Origin of the sequence: Streptomyces sp. NBC_00637 (assembly GCF_045161545.1) — a bacterium.
In the GTDB taxonomy this organism is placed as follows: domain Bacteria; phylum Actinomycetota; class Actinomycetes; order Streptomycetales; family Streptomycetaceae; genus Streptomyces.
In genome coordinates this window covers 3750006-3774842 of record NZ_CP109046.1, presented here as the reverse complement: position 1 = coordinate 3774842, position 24837 = coordinate 3750006, and the positions used below count along the sequence as shown (strand labels likewise).

Annotated in this window: 24 protein-coding genes; 16 read left to right on the top strand and 8 right to left on the bottom strand. The window is 70.4% G+C overall.

The window, feature by feature from the left end; all coding sequences use genetic code 11:
- The first annotated feature begins 281 nt into the window (after positions 1-281).
- The 3 genes from OG440_RS16415 (at position 282) to OG440_RS16405 (ending at position 2598) form a co-directional block, all read left to right on the top strand.
- The gene (locus tag OG440_RS16415) at positions 282-1040 is read left to right on the top strand and encodes a GntR family transcriptional regulator (protein WP_406007566.1); all 759 of its coding nucleotides are present in this window, start codon (positions 282-284) and stop codon (positions 1038-1040) included.
- A 5-nt stretch (positions 1041-1045) separates the two neighbouring features.
- Positions 1046-1708 (top strand): AAA family ATPase, encoded by a 663-nt coding sequence (locus tag OG440_RS16410; RefSeq protein ID WP_406007565.1) that lies wholly within the window; start codon positions 1046-1048, stop codon positions 1706-1708.
- 311 nt (positions 1709-2019) lie between these two features.
- Complete coding sequence (locus OG440_RS16405) at positions 2020-2598, top strand: hypothetical protein (protein WP_406007564.1); 579 nt, start codon at positions 2020-2022, stop codon at positions 2596-2598.
- 83 nt (positions 2599-2681) lie between these two features.
- Here OG440_RS16405 and OG440_RS16400 read toward each other — a convergent pair whose 3' ends face one another.
- Both OG440_RS16400 and OG440_RS16395 read right to left on the bottom strand, forming a co-directional pair.
- Entirely contained in the window at positions 2682-3035 is a 354-nt protein-coding gene (locus OG440_RS16400; RefSeq protein WP_406007563.1) for a hypothetical protein, read from the bottom strand.
- Between the two features lie 265 nt (positions 3036-3300).
- Positions 3301-3861, bottom strand: coding sequence for a hypothetical protein (locus OG440_RS16395; RefSeq protein ID WP_406007562.1), 561 nt, complete (start codon positions 3859-3861; stop codon positions 3301-3303).
- Between the two features lie 503 nt (positions 3862-4364).
- Here OG440_RS16395 and OG440_RS16390 point away from each other — a divergent pair.
- Positions 4365-5270 carry a transaldolase family protein gene (locus OG440_RS16390; RefSeq protein ID WP_406007561.1) on the top strand — a complete coding sequence of 302 codons (906 nt, stop codon included), beginning with the start codon at positions 4365-4367 and terminating at the stop codon, positions 5268-5270.
- A 22-nt stretch (positions 5271-5292) separates the two neighbouring features.
- Here OG440_RS16390 and pabB read toward each other — a convergent pair whose 3' ends face one another.
- Together pabB and OG440_RS16380 are read right to left on the bottom strand one after the other, a co-directional pair.
- Positions 5293-7665 carry an aminodeoxychorismate synthase component I gene (pabB, locus tag OG440_RS16385; protein WP_406007560.1) on the bottom strand — a complete coding sequence of 791 codons (2373 nt, stop codon included), beginning with the start codon at positions 7663-7665 and terminating at the stop codon, positions 5293-5295.
- A 34-nt stretch (positions 7666-7699) separates the two neighbouring features.
- Complete coding sequence (locus OG440_RS16380) at positions 7700-8500, bottom strand: methyltransferase domain-containing protein (RefSeq protein WP_406007559.1); 801 nt, start codon at positions 8498-8500, stop codon at positions 7700-7702.
- A gap of 187 nt (positions 8501-8687) precedes the next feature.
- Here OG440_RS16380 and OG440_RS16375 point away from each other — a divergent pair, with 187 nt between their 5' ends.
- Positions 8688-10691: a helix-turn-helix domain-containing protein gene (locus tag OG440_RS16375; RefSeq protein ID WP_406007558.1), complete on the top strand. Its 2004-nt coding sequence runs from the start codon at positions 8688-8690 to the stop codon at positions 10689-10691.
- On the opposite strand, the gene OG440_RS16370 is transcribed toward OG440_RS16375, so the two are convergent.
- Entirely contained in the window at positions 10652-11863 is a 1212-nt protein-coding gene (locus tag OG440_RS16370) for an IS701 family transposase (protein ID WP_406007557.1), read from the bottom strand. The genes OG440_RS16375 and OG440_RS16370 overlap by 40 nt on opposite strands.
- Before the next feature lie 381 nt (positions 11864-12244).
- Here OG440_RS16370 and OG440_RS16365 point away from each other — a divergent pair, with 381 nt between their 5' ends.
- The 9 genes from OG440_RS16365 (at position 12245) to OG440_RS16325 (ending at position 20450) form a co-directional block, all read left to right on the top strand.
- Positions 12245-13720 carry an AMP-binding protein gene (locus tag OG440_RS16365; protein ID WP_406007556.1) on the top strand — a complete coding sequence of 492 codons (1476 nt, stop codon included), beginning with the start codon at positions 12245-12247 and terminating at the stop codon, positions 13718-13720.
- The gene (locus OG440_RS16360; protein ID WP_406007555.1) at positions 13717-13983 is read left to right on the top strand and encodes an acyl carrier protein; all 267 of its coding nucleotides are present in this window, start codon (positions 13717-13719) and stop codon (positions 13981-13983) included. Before OG440_RS16365 ends, OG440_RS16360 begins: the two co-directional genes overlap by 4 nt.
- A gap of 93 nt (positions 13984-14076) precedes the next feature.
- Complete coding sequence (locus OG440_RS16355; protein WP_406007554.1) at positions 14077-14451, top strand: ectoine synthase; 375 nt, start codon at positions 14077-14079, stop codon at positions 14449-14451.
- An 86-nt stretch (positions 14452-14537) separates the two neighbouring features.
- Positions 14538-15632 carry an acyl-CoA dehydrogenase family protein gene (locus OG440_RS16350; RefSeq protein ID WP_406011375.1) on the top strand — a complete coding sequence of 365 codons (1095 nt, stop codon included), beginning with the start codon at positions 14538-14540 and terminating at the stop codon, positions 15630-15632.
- A gap of 15 nt (positions 15633-15647) precedes the next feature.
- Complete coding sequence (locus OG440_RS16345; RefSeq protein WP_406007553.1) at positions 15648-16331, top strand: transglutaminase family protein; 684 nt, start codon at positions 15648-15650, stop codon at positions 16329-16331.
- A gap of 10 nt (positions 16332-16341) precedes the next feature.
- On the top strand, positions 16342-17310 hold the full coding sequence (locus tag OG440_RS16340; RefSeq protein ID WP_406007552.1) for a pseudouridine-5'-phosphate glycosidase: 969 nt from the start codon (positions 16342-16344) through the stop codon (positions 17308-17310).
- Positions 17307-18038 (top strand): HAD family hydrolase, encoded by a 732-nt coding sequence (locus OG440_RS16335; protein WP_406007551.1) that lies wholly within the window; start codon positions 17307-17309, stop codon positions 18036-18038. The genes OG440_RS16340 and OG440_RS16335 overlap by 4 nt, the downstream gene beginning before the upstream one ends.
- A 115-nt stretch (positions 18039-18153) precedes the next feature.
- The gene (locus OG440_RS16330) at positions 18154-19644 is read left to right on the top strand and encodes an MFS transporter (protein ID WP_406007550.1); all 1491 of its coding nucleotides are present in this window, start codon (positions 18154-18156) and stop codon (positions 19642-19644) included.
- Positions 19641-20450, top strand: coding sequence for a hypothetical protein (locus tag OG440_RS16325; RefSeq protein ID WP_406007549.1), 810 nt, complete (start codon positions 19641-19643; stop codon positions 20448-20450). The genes OG440_RS16330 and OG440_RS16325 overlap by 4 nt, the downstream gene beginning before the upstream one ends.
- Positions 20451-20615: 165 nt before the next feature.
- Here OG440_RS16325 and OG440_RS16320 read toward each other — a convergent pair whose 3' ends face one another.
- Positions 20616-20825: a DUF397 domain-containing protein gene (locus OG440_RS16320; RefSeq protein ID WP_406007548.1), complete on the bottom strand. Its 210-nt coding sequence runs from the start codon at positions 20823-20825 to the stop codon at positions 20616-20618.
- On the bottom strand, positions 20825-21676 hold the full coding sequence (locus OG440_RS16315) for a helix-turn-helix domain-containing protein (RefSeq protein WP_406007547.1): 852 nt from the start codon (positions 21674-21676) through the stop codon (positions 20825-20827). Before OG440_RS16315 ends, OG440_RS16320 begins: the two co-directional genes overlap by 1 nt.
- Positions 21677-21881: 205 nt before the next feature.
- On the opposite strand from OG440_RS16315, the gene OG440_RS16310 reads away from it, so the two are divergent.
- Positions 21882-22301, top strand: a complete 420-nt coding sequence (locus tag OG440_RS16310) for an ATP-binding protein (RefSeq protein ID WP_406007546.1) — start codon at positions 21882-21884, stop codon at positions 22299-22301.
- A gap of 8 nt (positions 22302-22309) precedes the next feature.
- On the opposite strand, the gene OG440_RS16305 is transcribed toward OG440_RS16310, so the two are convergent.
- The gene (locus OG440_RS16305) at positions 22310-23269 is read right to left on the bottom strand and encodes a D-2-hydroxyacid dehydrogenase family protein (RefSeq protein WP_406007545.1); all 960 of its coding nucleotides are present in this window, start codon (positions 23267-23269) and stop codon (positions 22310-22312) included.
- Positions 23270-23620: 351 nt separating this feature from the next.
- On the opposite strand from OG440_RS16305, the gene OG440_RS16300 reads away from it, so the two are divergent.
- Positions 23621-24514 carry a glycosyltransferase family 2 protein gene (locus OG440_RS16300; protein ID WP_406011374.1) on the top strand — a complete coding sequence of 298 codons (894 nt, stop codon included), beginning with the start codon at positions 23621-23623 and terminating at the stop codon, positions 24512-24514.
- Positions 24515-24837 lie beyond the last annotated feature (323 nt).

The following is a 24837-nucleotide window of genomic DNA, read 5'->3' as shown; positions in this document are numbered from 1 at the left end:
GTTGTTGGTCTGCTCGGCCGAGCAGCCACGGCCCATGACGCCCCGTAGAGAGGCGTCAAGGACCGTGAGCACTCGGGCTCACTTCGCGACCCATCGACCGCCCGTGTGCAGGCGGCTGGATCGGCTCTCTGTTGAGTTCTCAATCAATGCGTGCTCACTTCGTACTCACCCCCCTGCAGGGGCTTTCCTCCGGGCACATCCCTAGGGTTCCCTAGGGTTCCCTGCGGTGTCAAGCGGTAAGCTAGGGAACCTCAGGGAAGCGACGACAGGGAGAAGGCGACATGGCAGGCCAGGCCGACAATCGGGCGCCGTACGCGAAGATTGCCGCCCACTACACGGAGCTGATTACGTCCGGTCAGCTACAGCCGGGATCCCTCCTGCCGAGCATCAAGAACCTCGCGGAAGAGTGGAAAGTGAGTACCGCGACGGCTGAGAAGGCCCTGCGCAAGCTGCGCAACGAGGGTCTGGTGCGAGGGATCCACGGCATCGGGACGGAGGTTCTAGACCAGCCGGCTCCGATGTCTTCGGGAGCCCAGCGCCAGGACCGGGGGCGTCGCACCGGGTCTAGTTGGGGGGCCGGTGAAAGGTCCGACTCGCATCAGGCCGGCGTGGTGTCCGCACCCGCCGAAGTGGCCCAGGCGCTGGACATCAAGCCTGGTTCCGATGTGATCCGCCGAAGCCGGGTCTATCGAGACAGGCACGGCATCGTGGCCCACAGCACGTCATGGATTCCTGCTCGGTACGGGAAACTGATTCCGCAACTGGCGGCGAGTGAGCGCCTCACGGGGGGAACATCGCTCCAGCTCATTGCCCAGGTGACCGGCCATCCCATCAGGCATCGCATCGACAGCGCCTCTGCCCGTCTACTCACCCCGGAGTACGCGCGGCTCTTGGAGTTGGATTCTGAAAACCCGCCGACGGAGCCGGTGGTTGTGATGACAGCGAAGTTCGTGGACAGCGAAGGCAACATCGTGGAATACGGCGTTGACCTCGGGAGCCCTGGCCGTACATGGCGTACAGAGTCGGAGGTCTCTCCCTGATGGTCATGGATGACACGCTCGCGAACCTGCTCGAAGAGCGCCTGGGGTCGCTGCTCGTGGCCCGCCGGACTGGCACAATCACGGCCGAAGGCGAAGCGGAGATGGCCGCCATCTCCCAGACCATGACGAGACCGATGCCACCACGCCCACCGTTCTGTGTCCTGATGGCCGGACTCCCCGGATCCGGCAAGACCACCCTTTCCCGCGCCCTCACGGATCGTGGATTCGTACGGCTGTGTCCGGACGAAGAGATGTACCGCCGGCACGGCGTGTATGGGGTGGACTTTCCCCGAGGTACTTTTCCCACCCTTGAGCGGCCAGTCCTCGACGACGTGGCCGACGAACTCAGAGGGCAGCTCAAGGCGGGGCACGATGTCGTGGTCGACCACGGCTTTTGGACGCCTGAGGATCGGGCTAGGTGGCGGGCAATCGCCACCGATGTTGGAGCCGTCCCCGTCCTCGTCTATCTCGTAGCAAGTCATGACGAGCTTTGGGCGAGGATCAGCAAGCGCAACCAGTTCCATGCGGACGACCCCAATTCGATCTACTTCTCCGAAAGTGATCTTCGTCGTTATCGCACTCGATTCGAACCTCCCGAAGCAAGTGAATCGCACGTCACGTATGAGGGTGACCTTGCGATGGTATTCTTGGCGCTAGGAATTTCCTAGGTCGTATGGGATTATTCAGTATGAGTGCAAACCAAGATTCAATCTCCCAGCACCCCCGGCATGCTTCTTTGCAACACGACTATCAGGGAAACTGCTGGTGGTGTGGCAGCCCGGCGGATTCTCGGGAACATCGACACAAGAAGTCTGACGTGGTGCGATCCTTCGGGTCAGCCCCGTGGACCGGCGGAGTTGTGCGAGTTCGCTCAGGAAGCGATCGCGAGGAACGCATCCAGGGGCCCAACTCGGACAAGCTGAAGTTCGCCAGAGTGCTGTGTGCAACGTGCAATAACGCCAGGAGTCAGCCTTTCGACTTGGCGTATGAAGACTTCGCCACCTTCGCTCACCGGAACACCGAGGCCATAGTGAAGGTTGGATCGTTCCGGCTTTTTCAGGTTTACGGCCGCGACTGGAGGAACAGGCGTAGGGATCTCGGCCGGTACTTCGTCAAAAGTATCTGCTGTCGCCTCGCCGAGGACAAGGTGCTGGTCCCTCAAGCCTTGAAGGACTACATGGACGGGACACTTAAAGTGCTTCCGAACTTGGATATGCAGATGAACATCAACATGGCGAAGTACGAGCTCGGGAAGCACATGACGGAGACTCACGGAGAATCTGGCGGAAGTCTGTGGCTAGGGGACCACGGTTACATGTACGGCGCCCATGGTCAGGTGGAGGGAACCTATAGCCACCTGGGGTTCGACTGGTTCAACCTTGACTATCAGTTCCATTTCTCCGGTAAAAAAGGGCGAACGAATTTCTTCGCTGGAGACACAGTGAGGCTTGAGCGCTTCTGGCCGGAAGGCATGGCCAGCGGCGACGTTGCCCGCGTATGCCAGGACTGCAACAAAGCAGACGGTGAGCGACCGGTGGGCGGCTCCGAGCACGGGTGAACCTGGCAATGGGTGGTACTCAGGGTGGGGCGCGCGGCGTCGTGTGGCGGAGGGCCGAGCGCTCAGACCGAGCGATCAGGCGATCAAGAGGCCTCAGTCGCTGCGCGCGCTCGCTCGACGAATCGCGCCTGGCATTGCCGGTAGGCGGCCTCTGCAACGTCAAAGCGATCGCGCGCGTCTGCGTCTCCGCGGGTGATGTGCCACAGGCATTGGTTCACTTTCAGCGCAGCGTCTTGAACGGCCTGAGCTGCATCGGCAGTGGCGGCCGGCCCCTCTAGGGCGACGACCCGGACGCTTTGCATGAGTGGTGCGTAGGCTTCGCGCAGTTCAACGCGCAGCTCCTCCAGTCGCGCCAACTGCTGCTGGGGGTCGGGTGTCTGGAGGAAGGCGTCCGAGACCTTCCAGTACAGCTCCGCCGTGTCATGGGAGCGTTGCATCAGCTCAAGGTAGGCCGCGCGTCGTAGTTCCCGAACTCGCCCTCGATGCTGAGCCTGTATCGATGCCTCGGTTTGGACCCGGGCAGCCCTTACGTTCCCGAGGTTGGTCACCCAGCTGGCTAAGACGGCCGTACCGCCGGTGAAAGCTGCGACCCACATCGCACTGTCCCCCATGGCAATCAGTCTCGGTGAGGCGCAGTGCACTGTCGAGGGCGCCTTGGGAGCCGCTCCGTGGACCTGGCTGCCAGTCTGATTAATAGCAGTCCTACTGGGATTCCTCGGAACCGTCCTCGCTCGCTCCAGCGATCTTGCCGCCGACGAATACCACGCCCAGCCCGACGACGGCTGCACCAGCGACTGCCGCCACCCTCATCCCCGCCATCAAAAACTGCTTGCTCTCGCTGTCCTTCTCGGATACCCGCCCCACGTTTCGTTCGAAGCGGTCGTGCAGGGACTCCCGCTGTGCCTCGCTCAGGTCGTCCCGACCGAGGTCGGCCTGCAGGGCGTCCCGCTGGTCCTGCGCAGCCTTGTAGAAGTGGTCCTGACTGTTCTCGTTGGCTGCAAGAGTGGACTTGTGGGCCTCGGCGACCGCATCGATGTTGGCCTTGCCCAGGTCCTTGAAGGAGGGGAACTGCTCGATGAGCTTGAGCCGCACCTCAGTGGCCATCTCGGGCATTGCTGCCGCGAACTTGAGCACCTTGTCCTTGGACAGGTTCCGCCAGTTCGGGATACCCAACTTCCGCTTGACTGCTGATTCGTTCACGTCGCCCATCCTCTGACTCCGCTCGTCGTCCCGTGAGGCATCCCGGATGGTAGCGGTGCTCACCGACAAGCCCCCCTGCTTCTGCACTTCTGGCCCGAGGCGTTGCTGTCCGACTGGGGCCAGTCTCAGTTCTAGTCTCGATTGCTGCTCAATCCGGCACGGTACGCGCTCGTCCGTGGCTGTCCGGCACGTGGCCTGACCTGCAACGCGACCCCACTGGCGGACGTCCATGGACCAGTTTGGAACAAGCCCGGACAGCTCGTAATGCGTAGGTCTCGGGTTCGAATCCCGAAGGCGGCTCTGCCGAAGCCTCAGGACTCACTCGCCGTGACCTGGGGCTTTTGCTTTTGGCGGGTGGAGCGACGGCGTCGGGAACGCGGGTCGCGTGGTGGTCGCCGGTCTCCATGGTGGTCTCAGCCGTGGGTTCGGGGCCGGGCTCGTTCGCGGGCACGCGGCGCCGTCCGGTACGGCTCCCGTGTACGCACCTGACAGAGTCCGTGGTGACTTGACAGCCTCTGGGCCTCGCGGTCGACGGCCCGGCCTCTCCGGCTTAGCGTCGAGGGGTGATGACGGCTGAAGCTAGGAAGCTCCTGAAGGAGCTTGCCGCCGAGGGGGTCTCGCCCTGGTGGGCGGCGTCCCAGGGGGAGCAGCCATCGGTCCTCGACGCCGTGTCGTGCGGGTTCCGTGGCATCCGCATGCCGGTCGGAGTGCCGGACGGCGCGGTCCGGGCGGTGTGTGACCTCCTGCGGGCACGGGGTGGCTTCGTGGCCGTCGCCGCGGCGGCCTTTGACGGGTTGTCGGATCCGGCGGCCTGGCTGGCGGCGGCGCGCGTGCTGTGCAGCGGGGTGGACCGACCGAACCTGCTGGTCGGTGTTCCGGCGAACCGGGCCGGCATCGACGCGGTGACGGGGTGTCTCGCCGAGGGCATCGGCATCGAGTCCACGGTGGTGGTCTCGGTGCGGCAGTACCGTGCCGTACTGGATGCTCAGCGCGCCGGCCTGGAGCGGGCCCGGGCGCGCGGTGTGGACCTGCGGGCCCTGGGCGTTGCCACCTCCTGCGACCTGGGGGTGCTCGACGCGGAGGTGAACGCCCGCCTCGACCGGCTTCCGGACGGTGTGGCGAGCGGGTTGCGCGACACGGCCGGACTGGCCACCGCCCGGCTGCTGTACCGGACGCGGGAGCTGGCGCTGGCGTGCGAGCCCTGGCAGAGCCTGCGCGAAGCCGGCGCCCGTCCGCCGATGTTGCTGTGGTCGCAGACGCGGCCCGAGCAGGTGCGCTCGCTGGTCAGTTGGAACACCGCTCACGTGCTGACGGTGGAGACGGTGGAGGCGGCGGCCCGCGGGGCCGGGCTCGAAGGCGACACGCTGATGGGGCGGCACGAGCAGTCCACGCGGGCACTGCGCCTGCTCGCGGAGCGGGACGTGGATGTCGAGGTCATCGGCGAGGAGCTGCTGCGGGCCCGGTTCGGTTGACAGGGCCGGGCCCGCGGCGGCGTCAGCGGGTGGACGCAGGCACCGGGTCCGGCAGGGCGGCGGGGAGGCCGGTACCGGTCAGGGCGAGCAGCGGGGCCGCCTTGACCACGGTCTCCTCGAACTCCGCCGCCGGTTCGGACAGCGCCACGATCGCGCCGCCCACCCCGTAGCGCAGCCGGCCGGGGGTGACGACGGCGGTGCGGATGACGACGCTGAACTCGGCGGCGCCGGAGAGGGACAGATATCCGATGGCGCCGGAGTACACCCCGCGCGGGCCGTTCTCCAGACGGTCGATGATCTCCAGGGTCCGCAGTTTGGGCGCGCCGGTCATCGACCCCGGGGGGAAGGCCGCGCGCAGACAGCGCACCGGGCTGCTGTCGCGGCGCAGCCGCGCGGTCACCGTGCTGACGAGCTGGTGCACGGTGGCGTAGCTCTCGACGGCGAAGACCGGGTCGGCGCGCACGGTGCCGGGTTCGGCGCACCGGCCGAGGTCGTTGCGGACCAGGTCGACGATCATCAGGTTCTCGGCGCGGTCCTTCTCGTGGGTGCGCAGATCGGCGGCGAGCGCGGCGTCCTCCGCCGGGGTGGAGCCGCGCGGGCGGGTGCCCTTGATGGGCTTGGACTCGACGACCCCGTCGGACGAGATCCGCAGGAACCGCTCGGGGGAGGTGGAGAGCACGGACAGTTCGCCGAACCGGAGCAGCGCGCCGAACGGGGCGGGGCTGGTGCGGCGCAGGAAGCGGTACCCCTGCCAGGGGTCCAAGTCGCCTTGGACCTCGGCCATGTTGGTGAGGCAGATCTCGTAGCTCTCCCCGGCGGCGATCTCCTCCTGGCACTCGTCGACGAGGCGGAGGTAGGCCGTGCGGTCGTGGCGCAGCCGCACCTCACCGAGGTCCACGGGCGGTTCGGGCGGCCGGACGGCAGGGGCCCCTGTCAGTTTGGCGAGCCTTCGGGCGGTGTCGTCGAGCCAGTCGCGGGCGGCGCGTGTCGCGTCGGTCTCGGTGAGGGCCAGCAGATGGGTGGTGCCCGTCTCGTGGTCGAGGACGAGGGCCCGGTCCGCGAAGACCATCACGGCGTCGGGCTCCTCGGCGCGATGGCCGGCCCGGCTGCCGCACTCGGCCTTGAGCCCGTACCCCAGGTAGCCGGTCCAGCCGAGGGCGAAGCCGCAGGGGAGCGGGGGTACGTCGACGTCGAGGGTCGCGAGGTCGTGGTCGAGCCACTGGAGGAACGGCCCTTCGACGGTCTCCTCGGACGTCGCCGACCGTACGGTGACGGTGCGGGTGGCGACCTCGGCCGTCGCCACCCGGGCCAGCGGCCCGCGGGCGTCGCCCATGACCGAGAACCGTCCCTGCTCGTCGCGTCGGCTGCTGTCCAGCCAGAACGCGTGGTCGGCACCGGAGAAGAGCCGCTCGAAGAGGGTCTCGTCGTCGCAGGGGGTGGGAACTTGAGCGGTGAGCACCCGCAGGGGGCGGCGCGTCGGGGCCGGGGTGGCCGGCGGGATGCTGCTTGGGGCTGCCGGTGCGGCCGGGGCGGCTGTGGCGGTCGGAACGGCCGGCGCCGCCGGGGTCGCGTGGACGGCCGGGGTGCGGCCAGAAGCGCCAGGGGTGCCCTGGACGGCCGGGGTGGCCGGGGTGGCCGGTGTGGTTGAGGCGGTTGGAACGGCTGCGGCCGCAGGGGCCGCCGGGGCGGCGCGGACGGCCGGGGTGCTTGCGGTGCCCGCGCTCCCCGGGGTGAGTGTGGTGGCCGGGCGCGGGTGGAGGGTCTCGGCGGTGAGGCCGGCTCCGGAGCGGGCCGGTTCGTGCCGTCGAGAGCGAGGGCGCGCCGAGCGGGCCAGTTCGCAGAAGTTGGCCAGTAGTTCGTCGCCGTACTCGGAGCAGATCGACTCCGGGTGGAACTGCACGCCCCAGAGCGGTCGGGTCCGGTGCCGCAGGCCCATGACCACCCCGTCCGGCGTCCAGGCGGTGACCTCCAGGTGCTCCGGGAGGCCGGTCACGGCGAGCGAGTGGTAGCGCACCGCCTCGAACGGGGACGGCAGCCCCGCGAAGAGTCCGTCGCCCTCGTGCAGCACCGGAGAGGTCTGTCCGTGCCGGGGCTTCGGGGCGCGGCCGACGCTCGCGCCGTGCACCAGCCCGATGCCCTGGTGGCCGAGGCAGATGCCGAGCAGCGGCAGCGCGGCGCGCTCGACGATCTCCCGGCAGATGCCGAAGTCCGCGGCGCGTGCCGGGGTTCCCGGTCCCGGTGAGACGACGACGCTGTCGAAGTCCGCCAGCAGCGCGGGGTGCCAGTGCGGGTCGTCGTTGCGGACGACCGTCGGCTCCCGGCCTGTCACGCGCGTGATCTGGTGGACGAGGTTGTAGGTGAACGAGTCGTGGTTGTCGACGAGCAGTGTGCGCATGGACGTCTGGTCTCTCCTCGTCCGGGCGGGCCGGTCAGCCGGTGGTCAGGATCTGGAGGAGCAGGTGCTCGACGAGGTCGTCGCCGTACTCCCCTTCCCGGACCTGGCAACTGCCCAGCAGGCGCAGCTCGCGGCCGGCCTCGGCGGCTATGCGGGTCAGGTACGGGTAGTCGCCCCGGCTGCTGAAGTGCAGCAGGGCCTGCCCGCCCGCCGTCGTCCGGTGCGGTGCCTGCTCCAGGTAGCGGCGGTGCGACCGGTAGCCGGCGTCGACGTAGGCGCGTTCGTGGTGCGACTCGTACTGGTAGTGGTCGGGGCCCAGCACGTAGTTCGAGCTCCAGAAGACGGTGTCGAAGCGCTCGTCGTCGCCGAGCCCGGCGAACAGGTCGCCCTGCACGGTTCTGACCCGGTCCGTCACGGCGTGGCGGCGGGCGTTGACGGCCGCGTTCCGCACCGCGCGGGGGTTGATGTCCGAGGCGACGACCGGCCCGTGGCCGGCCAGCGCGGCGGTCACCGCGATGACACCCGTGCCGCAGCCGATCTCCAGGAACGAGCCCCGGTGGACCCGGCCGTCACCGGGTTCGGTGAGCCCGAGGAAGTCCAGGGCGACGCCCGTCGACGGCGAGTACACCGGCGCGAACACCTCGTCGAGCAGGTCCCATTGCCGTCCGGCCAGCGGGAAGACGGCGGGGCGGTCCGCACGCCCGAGGGACTGGCGGCTGCGTTCCAGCGAGCGCCGGTAGTCCTGTACCTGCGGGGTGTACGGCATGAGTTCCTCACCTGTTCCGATCGGCTCGGCGGCGTCGCACTGTGCGCTGCCCGTCGTACCGAGCGTCATGGACGGTGCGGGTGGGGCGGAAGGTGCTCCGGCGACAGCACTTGGTCGCCGGGGAGGTGATCGCGCCACAGTCAAGGGGGGTGAACTGGCCTTATATCCCGGCGCGGCCGGGAACTTGTTGACCGGTGAGAAACTTGTGACTTAGCTTTCCATCGATCTTGCACATTTGCTCGGGGGGAGCCGCAGGATGCCGACCGGTGCAGGACCACTCGACGGGTACGCGCTTGCCATGCTCGAACTGCTGGCAAGGGAGGCGCCCGTCGAGCAGTTCGAGGAGCTGGTCCGGCGGGCGGCCGAGGAGGGCGCCTCCGAGGCCGAGCTGGCCGGGGTCGTCGCGGCCAAGAACCGCTCCCTGGAGGTCAGGCAGCTGTTCGCCCGCCGTCAGCAGCGCGAGGCCGGGCTGTCCGCGCTGGTCGACACCGCCCGCGACCTGACCCACCCGTACAACCTGGACAGCCTGCTGGCCGTCATCACCCGCAGGGCCCGGCTGCTGATGGGCCTGGACATGTCGTGGGTGAGTCTGCCCGGCGACGACGGGGCGTCCTGCGTCCGGGCCGCGGACGGACACGCCTCGGCGATCACCGTGGGCTTCAGGGTGCCGAGCGGTGGCGGGGTCGGCGGGCACGCGCAGCAGCGGTCCGCTCCCTTCTGGACACCCGACTACATGGGGGACGAGAGTTTCGTCCACAACGAGGCCATCGACCATGTGGTGCGCTCCGAGGGGCTGCGGGCGATCATGGCCGTCCCGCTGCGCCACGAGCACTCGACGCTGGGCGTGCTCTACGTCGCGGACCGCAACATCCGTCACTTCCTGCCCAACGAGATCGCGTTGATGACCTCGCTGGCCGACCTCGCGGCCGTCGCCATCGAACGGACCCGGCTGCTGGAGCGGACCCGGACCGAGGTCGCGGAGCTGACGGGCGACGTCTCGCAGGCCGTGGACTCCCTCGCCACCGCGCGCGGGCTGCACGGTGTCCACCGGAGCCTCGTCGACCTGGCGCTCGGCAGCGGGGAGCCGGCCGCCCTGGTGGAGCGGGCGGCCGCCGAACTGGGCGGAGCCCTGCTGGTACGCGACATCGTCAGCAAGGATCTCGCGCAGACGGAGGGCTTCCCGGTTTTTTCGGGCCGTGGGTCAACCCGCGTAGACAACGCGCTGATCGACCGGGTCTGCCTGGACGCGCAGGCCGTCGGCGGACTCGTCCGGTGCGACGACGGGGTGGGCGGCGTGCTGTCCGCGTGCCCGGTCACCGGGGGTACGGAGAGCCTCGGCACCCTGGTGTGGTGCAGTGCGCGACCCCCGTCCGAGGAGCAGGAGCAGCTGCTGGGCATGGCCGCGCAGGCCGTCGCCGTCCAACTGCTGATGCAGCGCAGTACGGCGGTGGCCGAGGGCCAGGTCAGGGACGAGCTGTTGCACGATCTGCTCCACGTCTCCCAGCTGCCGCCGGGGCAGCTCGCGGCCCGGGGCCGCCGGCTCGCCGTCGACCTGCGGGAGCCGCACGTCGTCGTCGTGGTCCGACCCGAAGGCGGTTCGCAGAGCCGGGCCAACGCCTGGGCGGCGTCGTACGCGCACTGGCTCTCGGGGCTCAAGTACGTCGACGGCGGCCATATCGTGCTCCTGCTGCCGGGTGACGATCCGGCGGGCGCCGCCCGGGCGGCGCAGCGGGAGCTGTCCGCCGTGCTCGGGCATCCGGTGACCGGGGGCGCGGCCGGGCCGACCGACGCGCCGGACGACGTCCGGCATGTCTACCGGGAGGCCCAGCGGTGCCTGGACGCGCTGACCGTGCTGGACGGGACGGGCGGTACGGCGTCGCCGAAGGAACTGGGCTTCCTGGGGCTGCTGTTGTCCGAGAAGCAGGACGTCACGCGGTTCGTCGGCTCGGCGATCGGACCGGTGCTGGACTACGACCACCAGCAGTCGACGGAGCTGCTGCGGACACTGGAGTCGTACTTCGCCTCCGGCAGCAGTCCCACTCGGGCGGCGGAGCTGCTGCACGTCCACCCGAACACCGTCTCGCGGCGGCTCGAGCGGATCACCGACCTGCTCGGTCAGCACTGGCAGGAGCCCGCTCAGGCGCTGGAGGTGCAGCTGGCGTTGCGGTTGCACCGCACCCGGCACCTGCTGGCGGACGGCGACGGCGTACGGCCGCCCGGTCAGGCGCTGCGTGCCTCCTGGGCGTCGGACACGCCGTAGTCCGCGGGGGCGAGTGTCCGCGCGGCGTAGGCGACGGAGGCCAGCGTGGTGTGCCGGTGCCAGCCCTTGAACGAGCGGCCCACGAAGTCGCGCAGCCCGACCTCCTCCCCGGCCGTGGCGCAGTCCCGGGCCACCCGCCGGGCCAGCTTGGCCAGCCTCAGCAGGACCGGCACCGGCGTGTCGTCCAGGTCGGTCAGCCAGAACTCCGTCGGCGGCCGGCGTGGATCGCTCCACTCGCCGATCAGCAGCCCCGGCCGCCTGTCGCCCGCACCGGTCCGGGGCAGGTCCACCGGAACGCCCACCACCAGCGAACTGCGCACGGCCGCCGGACCGCCCAGCGGATCGGTCCACGGTACGGGCCGGCGCAGAGCTCTGACCGAGTCGGTGATGCGGCCCGCGCTCAGCGGCCCCGCGCCGAAGCCGGGCAGCGACGGCTCGCGGACGGTCAGGGTGGTGGCGCCGGAGACCCGCACCAGCAGCGGCACCCCGGCGTCCTGGTACCGCCGTGTCGTCGCGCCCAGGTCCGGGCCCGCCGCGCCCAGCACCACCGGCCGGCGTGGCACCCGCCACCCGAGTGTGGACCGCACCACGGCCGCCGCGCACTCCTCCAGCGTCTCCTCGCCCACGCCGTCGGGGATCTCGGCCCGCCGCCGCCGCTCCTGGTCCCGGATCCAGCCGCCCGGCAGGTGCAGCCGCCAGTTGACCGGGGCGCTCGACCGCTCGGAGGCGAACCAGAGACCGAACGCCTGCTGCCCGTTGTCCGGTCGGCCGGGGCGCGGCACGAGGTGCCGGCCGACGCCCACCGAGTGCTCGCCGACCTTGGGGATGGCCATCGGCTGGACCACCCAGGCCGACGGGGTCATGGCGTCCTGGAGGTGGCGGGCCAGTTCCTCCCGCATCGGGGACCAGGACCAGGTGGAGGCGGCGATCAGGTGGTGCAGGCTCTGCTCGGCCGCCCCGCCGCCGACGGCGGAGGCGATCCGGCGCACCGACTTGCGGCCGTCGGCGGCGAGCAGCCCGCGCACGTACTGCTCGGCCCACCAGCGCTGGTCCTTCCGGCGCAGCGCCCGGGGGAACAGGGCGGCGGACAGCTCCGCGACGATGTCCGCCGGCTCGTGGACCGCCGCCCACGACGGGTCAGCCCAGGGTCCGCTGAAGACGGCTCTGCTCATGGTCACGCCTGCCTCTCGCCCGCTGACTCCCGACCCGTCCCACACTGCCGAACCGGCTGCCGCGCGGACGAGGTGTCGCGGGAACCCTGTCGGGACGCCGGGGTGGTGGCCGGACCACCACCACCGGCTGTGGCACACCGGGCGTAAGGGCCCGACCGGGCCCGCGGGAGGTGGGCGGGCCACCATCGCGGGCCGCTGTCCTCCTTTGTTCAAGAGGCAACCTGACGGACTTTCCCGGACCTGATGAGGATCCGGGACGGCGCTTGTGACACCCCCGGTCCGCTCCACACAGTGAGGGCCGTGATCAGCGCTCGGCACAGGGCCCCGGCAGCGGGGCGGCCGCATCGAGCGGAGTCCTCGTCGCACCGTCAGGGGTAGTCCATGCCGTTACCGCAACTCGCCGACGCCGTCGGCGCGCACCGCGAGAAACACGCCGACCGGGTCGCGCTGTCCTGCTGCCACCGGAGCATCACCTATCGGCAACTGGACGACCTCACACGGGCGTTCACCGAGCAGCTGGAGCGGCTGGGCATCTCCCCGGGTGCCACCGTCTGCGTGCCGGCCCACAAGTCGCCGGAGACCGTCGCCCTGCTCCTGGCCGTGTTCCGCGAGGGGCTGGTCGCACTGGTCCCCTCGCCCGATCTGGGTGCCGAGGCACGAGCCCGGCTGAGCCGGCAGGCCCGGGCCTCCCACCTGCTCGGCGCCGACGAGCGGGGTGTCCTGACGGCCGAGCCGATCGCGCCGGACGAGTCCGAGGCGGCGGAGTTCACGGTCCCGGACCCGGCCCGCACCCGGCTGCTGCTCACCACGTCCGGCTCGACCGGCACCCCGAAGATCGTGCCCATACCCGTCGACGGCTTCACCGCGTTCGCCGACTGGGCCACCCAGGCGTTCCACCTCACCGGCGACGACGTCGCCCTCTCCTACGCCCCCCTCAACTTCGACCTGGCGCTCCTCGACGTATGGACGTTCCTGCGGATCGGCGCGCACGTCGTCCTGGTCGGCAAGGAACAGGCCGCGGACGCCCGCCACCTGCGGGATCTGGTGACCGGACGGGGCGTCACCTTCGTGCAGGGCGTCCCCATGCTCCACCGGCTGCTCGCCCGGGACGCCGACGGCGTGTATCCCACGGTCCGTCAGGTCGTCCTCACCGGCGAGGCGATGCCCGCCGACCTGCTCCCCGCGGTGTTCGCCGCGTTCCCCGAGGCGCGGCTGCACAACGTGTTCGGCTGTACCGAGACCAACGACTCGTTCGTCCACGAGGTCTCCCGCACCCGGGTCCCGGAACGGATGCCGATCGGCCGCCCCCTGCCCGGGGTGCGCGCACTGGTCGCCGGCGCCGAGGGAACCCCGCTGGACGGCGCGGGCGGCGGCGAACTGCTGGTGTCGACGCCGTTCCAGACCGACGGCTATCTGCGGCGGTCCCTGAACGACGCGGCGTTCACCGAGATCGACGGCTGTTCCTACTACCGGACCGGCGACCTCGTCACCCGGTCCGCGGACGGCCTGGTCCACCTCGAAGGGCGCGCCGACTGGCAGGTCAAGGTGCGCGGCATCCGCACCAATCTCCAGGAGGTGGAGGCCGTCATCGCGACCCACCCCGACGTGGCGGAGGCGGTCGTCGTGGCGCTGCCCGACGACGAGGCGGGGGTCCGGCTGCACGCCACGGTGACCCGGCGCCCCGCCGCCGCGCTGACCGGACTCGGTCTGCGCAGCCACGCCGGCGCCCGGCTGCCCCGGCACGCCATCCCCTCCTCCGTCCACATCACCGACCGGCCGCTGCCCCGCACGTCCACGGGCAAGCCCGACCGCAACCGGATACGCACCGACCGTATGAAGGAGATCCCCACCGCATGACCACCCAAGAGACAGCGAACGAGATCCGCGCCTTCATCGCCGCCGAGTTCCTGGCGGGTGAGGACGCCTCGGACCTCACCGACGACTACGACATCGTCGCCTCCGGGGTGATCGACAGCCTCGGCCTGGTCCGGCTGGTCTCGCACATCGCGACCGCCTACCAGGTGCCGATGGACGGCATAGCGATCAGCCCGGACACCTTCCGCACCATCGCCGCGATCACCGAACTGATCGGCGCCCACTCCCGGTCCGTGGCGGCCTGAGCCTCCGGCCCCGCGCGCACGCGCATCCGCACGGCACCGCACCAGCACCCGCATCCGGCCCTCTCACCCCTTCCACCATTGAGGAGTACTCCTGTGTTCACCCGCAGCGTTGACGACGTCGTCCCCGTCGAGTGGGGCAACGGCACCAGCCACCGGCTCCTGGTCGAGGCCGACCGGATGGGCTTCGCCTTCGCCGTGACCCTGGTACGCCAGGGCACCACGAGCGCACTGCAGTACCGCGAGCACCTGGAGGCCTGCTTCTGCGTCGAGGGCTCCGGCGAGGTCGTCGAGAAGGACGGCACCCGGCACAAGATCCTCCCCGGCACGATCTACGTCCTCGACGAGCACGACCCGCACTACCTCATCGCCTCCGACTACGAGGACCTCCACCTGGTGTCGGTCTTCAACCCGCCGATCGTCGGCAACGAGCGGCACACCCTGTCCGAGGACGGGTTCTCCCAGTACTGACCTGGTGTCCGGCAGCCGGCTTCGGCCCCGCTTCGAGGAGTACAGCGTTGTCCGATCATCCATCGCAGCACGCTCTTTCACAGCTGATGGCCCCCTGGGCCGACAGGCTCAACGCAGATCTCGACGAGCTGGACCGCGGGGCCGAGTTCCCCTGGGACAAGTGGTCGGCTGTCCAGGAGTCCGGGATTCTGCGCATCCCCTTCGACGCCGCCTACGGCGGGCATGGCCGGTCGCTGACCGACACCATGCTGGCCCTGGAAGGACTGGGCCGCGTGTCGCGCGACTCCGGCCTGTCCTTCTCGGCCTCCACCCAGATCGTGTCCGTGGGCGTGCCGCTCCAGCGGTTCGGCGACGACGATCTGAAGGAGCGTTACCTACCGAAGGTCCTCTCCGGTGACCTGATCACCGCGCACGCCATCACCGAGGCGTCCGGCGGCTCCGACGCCATGAACATCTCCACCACCGCCGTACGCGAAGGCGACCACTACGTCGTCGACGGCGGCAAGATGTTCATCACCAACGCCCCGGTCGCCGACCTCTTCCTGCTCTACGTCCGCACCGGTTCCCCCGGCCCGTTCGGTCTCACCTGCCTGCTGGTCGAGGCCGGGACGCCCGGCCTGGTGGTCGGGCCCGCCATGGACAAGATCGGGCTGCGTACCAGCCCGGTCGGCACCCTCGCCTTCGAGGAGCTGAGGGTGCCCGTCTCCCACCGGGTCGGCGGGGACGGGGCCGGGTTCCTCGTCCTCGACCACGTCATGAAGCGCGAGGTGCTCTTCTCCTTCTCCATCACGCTCGGCGAGATGACCCGCCGGCTGGCGGAGACCATCCGCTTCGCCAAGGACCGGACGCAGTTCGGTCAGCCGATCGGCAAGTACCAGGCGATCTCCCACAAGATCGCCGACATGAAGATCCGCACCGAGACCGCCCGGAAGTGGCTGCACGACACCGGGACGAAGGTGGAGTCCGACCAGGACGCCGCCGTCGATCTCGCCGCCACCAAGACCGTCGTGTCGGAGGCGAACGTCCAGAACGCCCTCGACGCGGTCCGCATCCACGGCGGACGCGGAGTGCTCACCGCACACGGCGTCGAGCGCGCACTGCGCGACTCCGTCGCCGGAACCATCTACTCCGGGACCAGCGAGATCCAGCGCACCCGGATCGCCAGCCTCCTCGGCCTCTGACCAGGGAACGAGTTCATGACCGACGTGCCCAGCAGTCTCACAGCCCCGACCGAGTTCCTCGACTACGAGTCCGAGGCGGTGCAGACCTTCATCGACGAGGTCGTCGACGACCGCCTCGCCGACCGCCGCGCCAACGCCGTCAAGCTGTACTACGCGGTCCGCGACACCGTGCACTACGAGGTGTACGGCGCCGACCTGTCCCGCGACGGCCTGAAGGCGTCCCGCACCGCCACCGCGAGATCCGGCTTCTGCCTGCACAAGTCGGCCCTGTTCGCCGCCGCCGTACGCGCCCTGGGCATCCCGTCCCGACTGGTGTACGGCGATGTCCGCAACCACCTCGCCTCACCCCGCCTGATCGAGCACATCGGCGGCGACGTCTTCTTCCACGGCCTCACCCAGATCCATCTGGACGGTCGCTGGGTGAAGGCCACCCCCGTCTTCAACAAGCTGCTCTGCCGGCTGTACGGCATGCAGCCCCTGGAGTTCGACGGGCGTACCGACAGCCTCTACCACCCGCACGGCAGCGGCGCCGCCATGGAGTTCCTCAAGGACCACGGCGCCTTCGACGACCTGCCCTACGCGTTCGTCATGGAGTCGATGCGCGCGTCCCACCCGCGGTTCCTGGAAGGAACCGGCACCGTCTCCGGCGGTTCGCTCGCATCCGAAGCCGGCCCGTCGTCCCCCGTATCGACTCGCTGAGGAGCCCCCCATGAACGCCACCACCGCGGCGCTCGCCGCCGACACCGCCCTGCTGGACATCGACGAGGAGGTACGCGAGGCCCTGCACGAGGGCCGTCCGGTCGTCGCCCTGGAATCCTCGGCCATCCCGCACGGGCTGCCGTACCCGGCCAACCTCGACCTGGCGCTGGACATCGACGCGGAGGTCCGCCTGGCCGGCGCGATCCCCGCCCGCATCGCGCTTCTGGACGGCCGGATCCGGGTGGGCATGACCAAGGAACAGCTCGAACGGTTCGCCTCCGATCCGGACATACCCAAGGTCAGCACCCGGGACATGGCCATCACCCTGGCGCGCGGCGGCGCCGGCGCCACCACCGTGTCCTCCTCCCTGGTGGCCGCCCAGCTGGCCGGCATCCGGGTGTTCGCGGTCGCCGGCATCGGCGGCGTGCACCGCGACGCCCCGCACACCTTCGACATCTCCGCCGACCTGGTGCAGTTCACCCGCAGCCCGGTCGCCGTGGTGTGCGCCGGCGCCAAGTCGATGCTGCACCCGGCGTGGACCCTGGAGTGGCTGGAGACGGCCGGCATCCCCGTGATCGGCTACCGCTGCGACGACTTCCCCGCCTACCTGAGCGTCAGCAGCGGCGTGCCCAACCCGCACCGCCTGGACGACCTGCGCGAGGTCGCCGCCGTCACCCTGGCCCACTGGCGGGCCGGGAACGCCACCGCGGCACTGGTCACCCACCCGATCCGGGACGAGGACGGCATCCCGTCCGCCGACATCGAGGCCGCGCTCGCCGAGGCCACCGTCCAGGCGCGGGCCGCCGGCGTCACCGGCCCCGCGATCACGCCGTACCTCCTGAAGGCGCTGTCCCAGGCGACCCGGGGACGCACCTCGGCCGCCAACCGGTCCGTGCTGCTGTCCACCGCGGCTCTCGCCGGGGAGTTCGCCGCACAGTTCGCCCTCGAACTCGCCGACCACGCCGGAGCGCGCTCGTGACGACGCCCGGCCGGCCCGGCGCCGTCCTCTTCGATCTCGACGGCACCCTGCTGGACACCCCGGGCGCCATCGCCGGCGTGCTGCACCGGGTGCTGGAGTGGTCCGGCCGCCCGGACGTCCCGGCGGACCGGGTACGCGCCACCGTCGGCAAGCCGCTGGGGATCGTCTTCGCCGAGCTCATGGGGCTCCCCGAGGAGCATCCCGAGGTGACCGACGCGGTCGCCCGGTTCCGGGAGCAGTTCCGCAGGGAGGTCGTCCCCGAGGCCGCCCGCCTGGTCTTTCCCGGGGTGCCGGAGCTCCTGAGCCGGCTGCGGGACGAGGGCCTGAGAATCGCGATCTGCACCAGCAAGATCAGGGCCAGCGCCCTGGAACTCCTCGAACCCGCCGGTCTCGTCGACGCGTTCGACGCCGTCGTCTGCCACGGCATGGCCCCGCGCGGCAAGCCCCACCCCGACCTGGCGCTGCTCGCGGCCCGGTCGGTCGGCATCGCACCGCGGCGGTGCGTGGTCGTCGGCGACGCCGTGGACGACATGCGGATGGCGACGGCGGCCGGCATGCCCGCCGTCGGAGTCTCCTACGGGGTCGCCACGTCACGGCAGTTGGCCGGGGCGGGCGCCGCGCTGGTGGCGGACACCATCGACACGCTGGAAGAGGCCCTCGCCCGCATCCCGGCCCACCCACACCCCGGCCACGGCCCCACCGCCCAGCTGACGGGCTCGGCCGGCTGACCCGCTCGGTCGGTCGACCGGCCCGCTCGCCCGAGACCGAGACCCAGCAGACCTAGCAGACCCAGCAGACCCACCCCCACCCGGGACGACTAAAGAACCAGGCGGTCACCACACCATGCCTCTTCCGACTCCCTCCTCCGCGCCGACGGCGTCCCGCAGTCCCGGCGGCGGTCTCATCACCCTCTCCGCGGCCCAGTTCCTCATCGCGCTCGACTTCTCCGTCATCTTCGTGGCCCTGCCCGACATCGGCTCCGACCTGACGCTGTCCGCCAGTGCCATGCAGTGGGTCGTCAGCGCGTACTCCGTGTTCTTCGCGGGCTTCCTGATCGTCGGCGGCCGGGTGGGCGACCGGCTCGGCGCCCGCAAACTGTTCATGGCCGCGCTGGTGATCTTCGGCGTCGCCTCGCTGCTGGGCGGCCTCGCGGCGAACGCCGCGCTGCTGCTGATCGCCCGCGGCGCCCAGGGCGTCGCCGCGGCCTGCCTCCAGCCGTCGATCCTCGCCCTGGTGAACACCACGTTCCCGGCGGGACGGGAGCGCACCCGGGCACTCGCGGTCTGGGGCACGGTCGGCGCAAGCGGCCTCGCCGCGGGTGTGGTCATCGGCGGACTGCTGACCACCCTCTCCTGGCGCTGGACGTTCTTCGTGAACCTGCCGTTCGCCGTGCTGTGCGCGCTGGCCGCCCCCCGGTTCCTGCCCGGGAAGACGGAACGGAGCCGCACCGCCGCCCTCAACGTGCTCAACGCCGTACTGTGCACCTCCCTGGTCCTCGTCTCCGTCCTCGGCCTCACCCTGGCCGCCGACATCGGCTGGACCGACCCGTTGACGCTGGCCAGCTTCCTCGCCGGGGCCGTCCTGCTGGTGCTGTTCACGCTGCGGGAGCGGGGCAGCGGGCAGCCGCTGGTCGATCCGGTGCTGCGGCGCACCCGCAGCCTCGTCATGGGCTGCTGCTCCTCCGCGCTGTACATGGCGAGCGTGGCGGGCGTCGAGTTCTACCTGGTGACGCTGCTCCTCCAGGACGGCCGCGGCTACGAGCCGCTCGCCGCCGGGATCGCGTTCCTTCCGCTCGCCGCGTGCATCACCTTCGGAAACATGATCGCCGGGAAGCTGGTCGGAGCCCTCGGCGTACGCCGCTGCCTGACGCTGGCGTTCCTGGTCGGCGCGGCCGGACTCGTGCTGCTGGGTCTCTCCGCCCGCCACCACGGCTATCTCGTGGCGTTGCTGCCCGGTCTGATCGTCAGCGGACTCGGGCACGGCATGATCTACACCTCGATGTTCGTCGGCGGCACCCGCGACGTGGACGACCGCAACCAGGGCGTGGCCGGGGCGCTGATGACCACCACCCAGTACGCCGGAGGCGCCCTCGGCGTGGCGGCCCTCATCCTCGTCCTGGGCACGGACCCGGGCGACGGTGCGTTCCGTACCGGCTTCCTGCTGGCCGGCGGGATCGCGGTGGCCGGCGCGGTGCTCGCGTGGTTCGGGCTCGGAGCGGGTACCGAGGCCGCGGCGGAACAGGGAGTCGCGTCGGAGCAGGAAGTCGCGGCGCAACAGGGAAGCGTGTCGGTGGACGGCGTCCCGGCTCCGACCGCGGCGGGTGAACGCCGATGACCGCGGCCGCCGCCCGGCTGGGCATCCTCGTCATCCACAACGACCCCGTCCCCGAGAGCGAGATCTGGCGCATGGCCCCCGAGGGCGTCTCGGTGCACACCGCGCGCTTCGAGTGCCCCCGGCCCGCCGACACCGAGTACGTAGGCAGCCCCGCCGACGCCCTCGCGAACGCGCCCGACGTCGTCCGCGGGCTGGATCAGCTGGGCCGGCTGGGCGTTGACAGCATCGCGCTCTGCTTCGGATCGAGCAGCTTCTTCGGCGGACCCGCCTTCGACACCGGGTTCGTCGCGGCGGCCGGCGCGCACGCCCACGGCGTACCCGTGTACACGGCGGCGACGGCCATCACGGCGGCCCTGCGGGCGTCCGGCGTGCGACGGCCGCTGCTGGTCATGCCGCCCTGGTTCACCGAGCCGACGTTCCGGGCCACGGAGGAGTACCTGGGCGAGGTCGGCGTCGAGCGGACCCGGCTGGTCCAGTTCGCGCTGGGCCCGGAGTGGGACGGCATCGCCCGGTACAACGCCTTCGACGAGGGCGCCCACTGGACGATCGACCCCGCCGAGGTCCACCAGCAGGTCGTCAAGGCGTTCCAAGACCCCGACTTCGCGCGCCCGGACGGGATCCTGGTACCGGGCAGCGGCTTCCCCTCCGGGTCCGCGGTCGTCTCCCTGGAACAGGAACTGGGCGTTCCGGTCATCTCCTCGAACCAGGCCGTCCTCTGGTACGGCCTACGCCACGCCGCGCCCGGGACCCCACCGAACACCGGTCCGACCGCCCACGGAAGCCTTTTCGCCCGACGGCTTCCGTGAGGAAAACGGTGTGCTGCGGACGGCGACCGGCAGTTTCGCCCCCACATCGCCCCTTCACGAGTCTTCCCTGAGGCGCGATCCTTCGGGACCACCTGACAGCGCGGATGCCCCGCCCCGGAATCGACCGGCGGGGCATCGCCATGCCGCCTGGATGCCTGACCTCGATCACGTCCGGCGGGTGAAGGCTTCGGCGCGTATGCCGGCCAGGAGGTGGGCGAGGGTGACCGGGGTCGTGGTGAGGGCCTTGGTGGGGGTGTCGCTTTCGCGGAGGTGCAGGGTGGTGGCGGTGGTGCCCAACTCAAGGCAGTTGTTGCCGTCGCCGAAGCCTGAGAAGGACGACTTCTGCCATGTACCGGGGGTCGTCGAAGCACGCATCACAGTTCCTTCGTCAGCCTGTGGATGAAGTCACGCGAACGTTCGGGGCTCAGTGACACCGCTTCCACCTTACGGAAAAGCGTTCGAAGCGCCCCCAGTTGAGCCTCCGAATCGATGTACGCCGTGCCATGGGGCGTGTCACGCAACGCTGTATCCAGCTTGGCCACGATCCCTCCGGCGTAAGCCATTGCGCTTCCGGCCCCGGCGAAGCCGTCCAGGTCGAAGGGAATGACGCGCACGGTGGCCCAGTCGGCTTCGGAGAGTTTCAGGACGTGGGCGAGCTGGGCACGTGCAGCGAGCCGGTCGCCGACTCTGATGCGAAGTGCCGACTCGTGGATCACCGCTTCATAGGGGATCGGAGTGGGGCCCTCCAGGACGCGCTTCCGGTCCATTCGGTGGTGTACGCGCAACTCGAGTTCGCCGTGCGGCAGTTCCGGGACCCTGTACGAGTAGATGCCTCGTGCGTAGTCCTCCGTCTGGAGCAGGCCGGGGATGTACAGAAACTCCACGTCATATCGGTAGGTGGCGTGGTGCTCCAACTCGGCGAGGTCCAGGAAGGGCATGGGCAGCAGCCCCCTGTACTTCTCCCACCACCCCTCTGTTCTTTCGGATGCCATCGCGACCAGCGCCTCGATGAACGCCTCGTCCATACAGGCGTAGTGGGATGCCAGGCTCCGCAGCCGGTCCTCGCTCACCCCGGCGACTCCGGATTCCATCTGACTCATCTGTGCGGAGTCGGACCCGATGAGTGCGGCGGCTTCACGTGCCTTGAGGCCGGCGGCTTCACGCAGTTTGCGCAGCTCGGCACCTAGGCGTTCCTGGCGTGCGGTGGGCTGCCGTCTGCGCGGCATGACTTCCTCCTAGCCCCAACTGCCTTGGGGGCGGTGACTCGTTCGAGCGGCAGATTACGGCAACGACTTGCAGCGTCCCAAATTTTACCCGTACCGTCGGTGACGCACCGATCACGCTGCGGAAGTGCACCGCTCCGTCCTGCCGGGACGGCTGCGGCATGCCACCGCACGCGCACCTCACCCCCTGCACCCGTGGAGCTGACCCATGCCCGAAGCCGGTCCCGTAGCCGACTCCTGGGAGTACTCCCTCTACATCCCCGGTGACCCCCGCGCCGTCACCGTCTGCCGCCGCACCCTGCGTCTGATCCTCACCCTGCACGGCCTGATCCACCTCGTGGACACCGCCGAGCTGCTCGCCTCGGAGCTGATGTCCAACGCCGTACTGCACACCAAGGGCCCTGCGTGCCTGCGCCTGCGCTTCCGGGACGGCGTTCTCCAGATCGGCGCCTGGGACGCGGACCCTCAGCCACCCGAGCCGCCCGGTCGCCCGGAGGCGATGACCGGCGCCGAGAACGGCCGGGGCATGGCCCTGGTCCGGGCCTGCTCCGACCTGTGGCACTGGCAGCCACTGTCCCGGATGGGCCACCGGGGCAAGCTCGTGTGGTGCGAACTGAACGCGGCGTAGCTCGTTGATCAGCCCAGCACCCGCACCGGCGTCCCCGCCAGATACGCCCGGATGCCGTCCACCGCCTGCCCGTAGTACCGCTCGTAGTTCGCGCGGGACACGTATCCGAGGTGGGGAGTGGCCAGGAGGCGGGGCGCCGTTCGCATCGGGTGGTCGGCGGGGAGGGGTTCCACGTCGAAGACGTCGATTCCCGCGCCCGCGATACGGCCCTCCCGCAGCGCCGCCAGCAGCGCGTCCTGGTCGACGATCGCCGCCCGCGAGGTGTTCACCAGGTACGCCGTCGGCTTGAGGAGGGCCAGTTCGGCCGGGCCGAGCAGCCCCCGGGTGCGGTCGCCCAGGGCGAGGTGGGCCGACACGAAGTCGCTTTCGGAGAGCAACTCCTCCTTGGAAGCCGCCCACCGCACACCCACCTCCGCCGCCCGCCCCGCCGTCAGGTTCTGGCTCCACGCGCTCACCTCCATGCCGAAGGCGAGCCCCACCCGGGCGACCAGTGCGCCGATCTTCCCCAGGCCCAGCAGTCCGAGCCGCCGCCCGTACAGGTCCGCGCCGACGGTCGACTGCCACGGCCCGCCCTCACGCAGAGCGGTGTTCTCCCGCACCAGCCCGCGCGCAAGTCCCAGCAGCAACGCCCACGTCAGCTCGACCGGCGGAGTCGACGAGCTCTCCGTACCGCACACCGTCACGCCGTTCGCCTTCGCCGCCGCGTAGTCGATCGCCGAGTTGCGCATGCCCGAGGCGATGAGCAGGCGCAGCCGGGGGAGACGGTCCAGCAGTGACGCCGGGAAGGAGACGCGCTCCCGCAGGGTGACCACACAGTCGAAGTCGGTGAGCGCGGCGGCGAGTTCGTCCTCGTCGCCGAAGTGCTCGGTGAAGGAGACGACGTCGAGCCGCTCGCCCGGCACCGACCAGTCGGCGACGGTCGTCGCGACGTTCTGGAAGTCGTCGAGTACGGCACAGCGGAAGGGCACGGGTAGCCTCCAGGTGAGGTGATTCCGACCGGGGAACAGGTCCGGTCCGAGGCTACGGTGAGACCGTGGGCGACTCGGACGTGCAGGTAGCGGCCTCGGACTGGGGGAGTACGGGTCAGGGCTCGACTTCGTCCGGCCCGGGGAGCACCGCGCCACGCGCGCCCGCCTCGGCGGAACCGGCACAAAAGGGAAGCAAAATGTTGCGGCGTCGGGGCAACGCCCGCACCTGAGGCAACATCTAGGTGAACGACGGGCCGGCGCGTGGACGGTACGCGGCCGCGTCGAGGGCCGGATCGAGTGAGGGACGTGGTGGGCGTGGGGGACAGCGGGGGTATCGGGGACATCGGGGGAGTGGCGGAGCCGAGGATCGCCGTGGCCGTCGTGACCATGGGCAACCGGCCCGTCGAGGTCGACGCGCTGCTGGAGTCGGTGGCCAAGCAGGACCTGGCACCCGCCCGCATCGTGATCGTCGGCAACGGCTGTGAACTCCCCGACTTCGCCGGCCGCCTCTTCCTGCCCGGCGAGGTCACCGCGATCGACGTCGAGGAGAACCTCGGCTGTCCCGGCGGCCGCAATGTCGCCCTGGCCCGGTTGAGGCAGTACGGCGACGTGGACGTCGTGGTCGAACTGGACGACGACGGGCTGCTCGTCGACGCCGGCGTGCTGAGCCGCGTCCGCGACCTGTACGCCGCCGACCCGCGCCTCGGCATCGTCGGCTTCCGTATCGCCGACGAGCACGGCGAGACCCAGCGTCGGCACGTGCCGCGCGTCGGCGCCTCGGACCCGATGCAGGGCGGGTACGTCACCGGCTTCCTCGGCGGCGGCCACGCGCTGAGCATGGCCATGCTGGCGGAGACCGGGGACTGGCCCGCCGAGTTCTTCTTCGCGCACGAGGAGACCGACCTGGCCTGGCGGGCCACCGACGCCGGCTGGAAGATCCTCTACGCACCCGAGCTGCTCCTCCAGCACCCCAAGACCTCGCCGGCCCGGCACGCGATATACCACCGGGTCACGGCCCGGAACCGGGTCTGGCTGGTCCGGCGCAACCTTCCGCTGCCGCTCATCCCCGTCCACCTGGGCGTCTGGATCGCGGTCACCCTCCTGCGCACCCGCTCGCTCGGCGGCCTCAAGGCCTGGTTCGGCGGGTTCGCGGAGGGCGTGCGCAAGCCGGCCGGGCATCGGCGGCCCATGAAGTGGCGGACGGTGTGGCGGCTGACCCGACTGGGCAGGCCACCGATCATCTGAGGGGCCGTAAGGGCCGTAAGGGCCGTAAGGGCCGTAAGGGCAGTAAGGGTCGTAGGGGTCGTAGGGGCCGTACGGGTCATCGGGGTCGGCACGTTCCTGCCCGTGCGTGCCCGGTGCGTGACCGGCGACGGAACGGGGCGCAGGGCCCGGTCGGTCACCTCCGCCGACCGGGGCCCGCGCGCCCCCGGATCCGGCCGCGGCGGCGACACTCCCCCGAGTTGCGCGTCGATACGCGCGCACCGTCGGGCCGGTCCGATGATGTGATCACATCAGATCGCGCCAACGAATAGCTAACATATGGTCAACGGATCTTCGTGTTGTCG

What these genes read in the sequence shown, in the direction of transcription:
- OG440_RS16410 (WP_406007565.1), top strand. Translation starts at nt 1,046, where the DNA reads ATGGATGACACGCTCGCGAACCTGCTCGAAGAGCGCCTGGGGTCGCTG.
- OG440_RS16340 (WP_406007552.1), top strand. Translation starts at nt 16,342, where the DNA reads ATGAACGCCACCACCGCGGCGCTCGCCGCCGACACCGCCCTGCTGGAC.
- OG440_RS16390 (WP_406007561.1), top strand. Translation starts at nt 4,365, where the DNA reads ATGACGGCTGAAGCTAGGAAGCTCCTGAAGGAGCTTGCCGCCGAGGGG.
- pabB (WP_406007560.1), bottom strand. Translation starts at nt 7,665, where the DNA reads ATGCGCACACTGCTCGTCGACAACCACGACTCGTTCACCTACAACCTC.
- OG440_RS16365 (WP_406007556.1), top strand. Translation starts at nt 12,245, where the DNA reads ATGCCGTTACCGCAACTCGCCGACGCCGTCGGCGCGCACCGCGAGAAA.
- OG440_RS16330 (WP_406007550.1), top strand. Translation starts at nt 18,154, where the DNA reads ATGCCTCTTCCGACTCCCTCCTCCGCGCCGACGGCGTCCCGCAGTCCC.
- OG440_RS16415 (WP_406007566.1), top strand. Translation starts at nt 282, where the DNA reads ATGGCAGGCCAGGCCGACAATCGGGCGCCGTACGCGAAGATTGCCGCC.
- OG440_RS16360 (WP_406007555.1), top strand. Translation starts at nt 13,717, where the DNA reads ATGACCACCCAAGAGACAGCGAACGAGATCCGCGCCTTCATCGCCGCC.
- OG440_RS16320 (WP_406007548.1), bottom strand. Translation starts at nt 20,825, where the DNA reads ATGCGTGCTTCGACGACCCCCGGTACATGGCAGAAGTCGTCCTTCTCA.
- OG440_RS16375 (WP_406007558.1), top strand. Translation starts at nt 8,688, where the DNA reads ATGCCGACCGGTGCAGGACCACTCGACGGGTACGCGCTTGCCATGCTC.
- OG440_RS16400 (WP_406007563.1), bottom strand. Translation starts at nt 3,035, where the DNA reads ATGCAACGCTCCCATGACACGGCGGAGCTGTACTGGAAGGTCTCGGAC.
- OG440_RS16325 (WP_406007549.1), top strand. Translation starts at nt 19,641, where the DNA reads ATGACCGCGGCCGCCGCCCGGCTGGGCATCCTCGTCATCCACAACGAC.
- OG440_RS16380 (WP_406007559.1), bottom strand. Translation starts at nt 8,500, where the DNA reads ATGACGCTCGGTACGACGGGCAGCGCACAGTGCGACGCCGCCGAGCCG.
- OG440_RS16345 (WP_406007553.1), top strand. Translation starts at nt 15,648, where the DNA reads ATGACCGACGTGCCCAGCAGTCTCACAGCCCCGACCGAGTTCCTCGAC.
- OG440_RS16370 (WP_406007557.1), bottom strand. Translation starts at nt 11,863, where the DNA reads ATGAGCAGAGCCGTCTTCAGCGGACCCTGGGCTGACCCGTCGTGGGCG.
- OG440_RS16315 (WP_406007547.1), bottom strand. Translation starts at nt 21,676, where the DNA reads ATGCCGCGCAGACGGCAGCCCACCGCACGCCAGGAACGCCTAGGTGCC.
- OG440_RS16310 (WP_406007546.1), top strand. Translation starts at nt 21,882, where the DNA reads ATGCCCGAAGCCGGTCCCGTAGCCGACTCCTGGGAGTACTCCCTCTAC.
- OG440_RS16350 (WP_406011375.1), top strand. Translation starts at nt 14,538, where the DNA reads ATGGCCCCCTGGGCCGACAGGCTCAACGCAGATCTCGACGAGCTGGAC.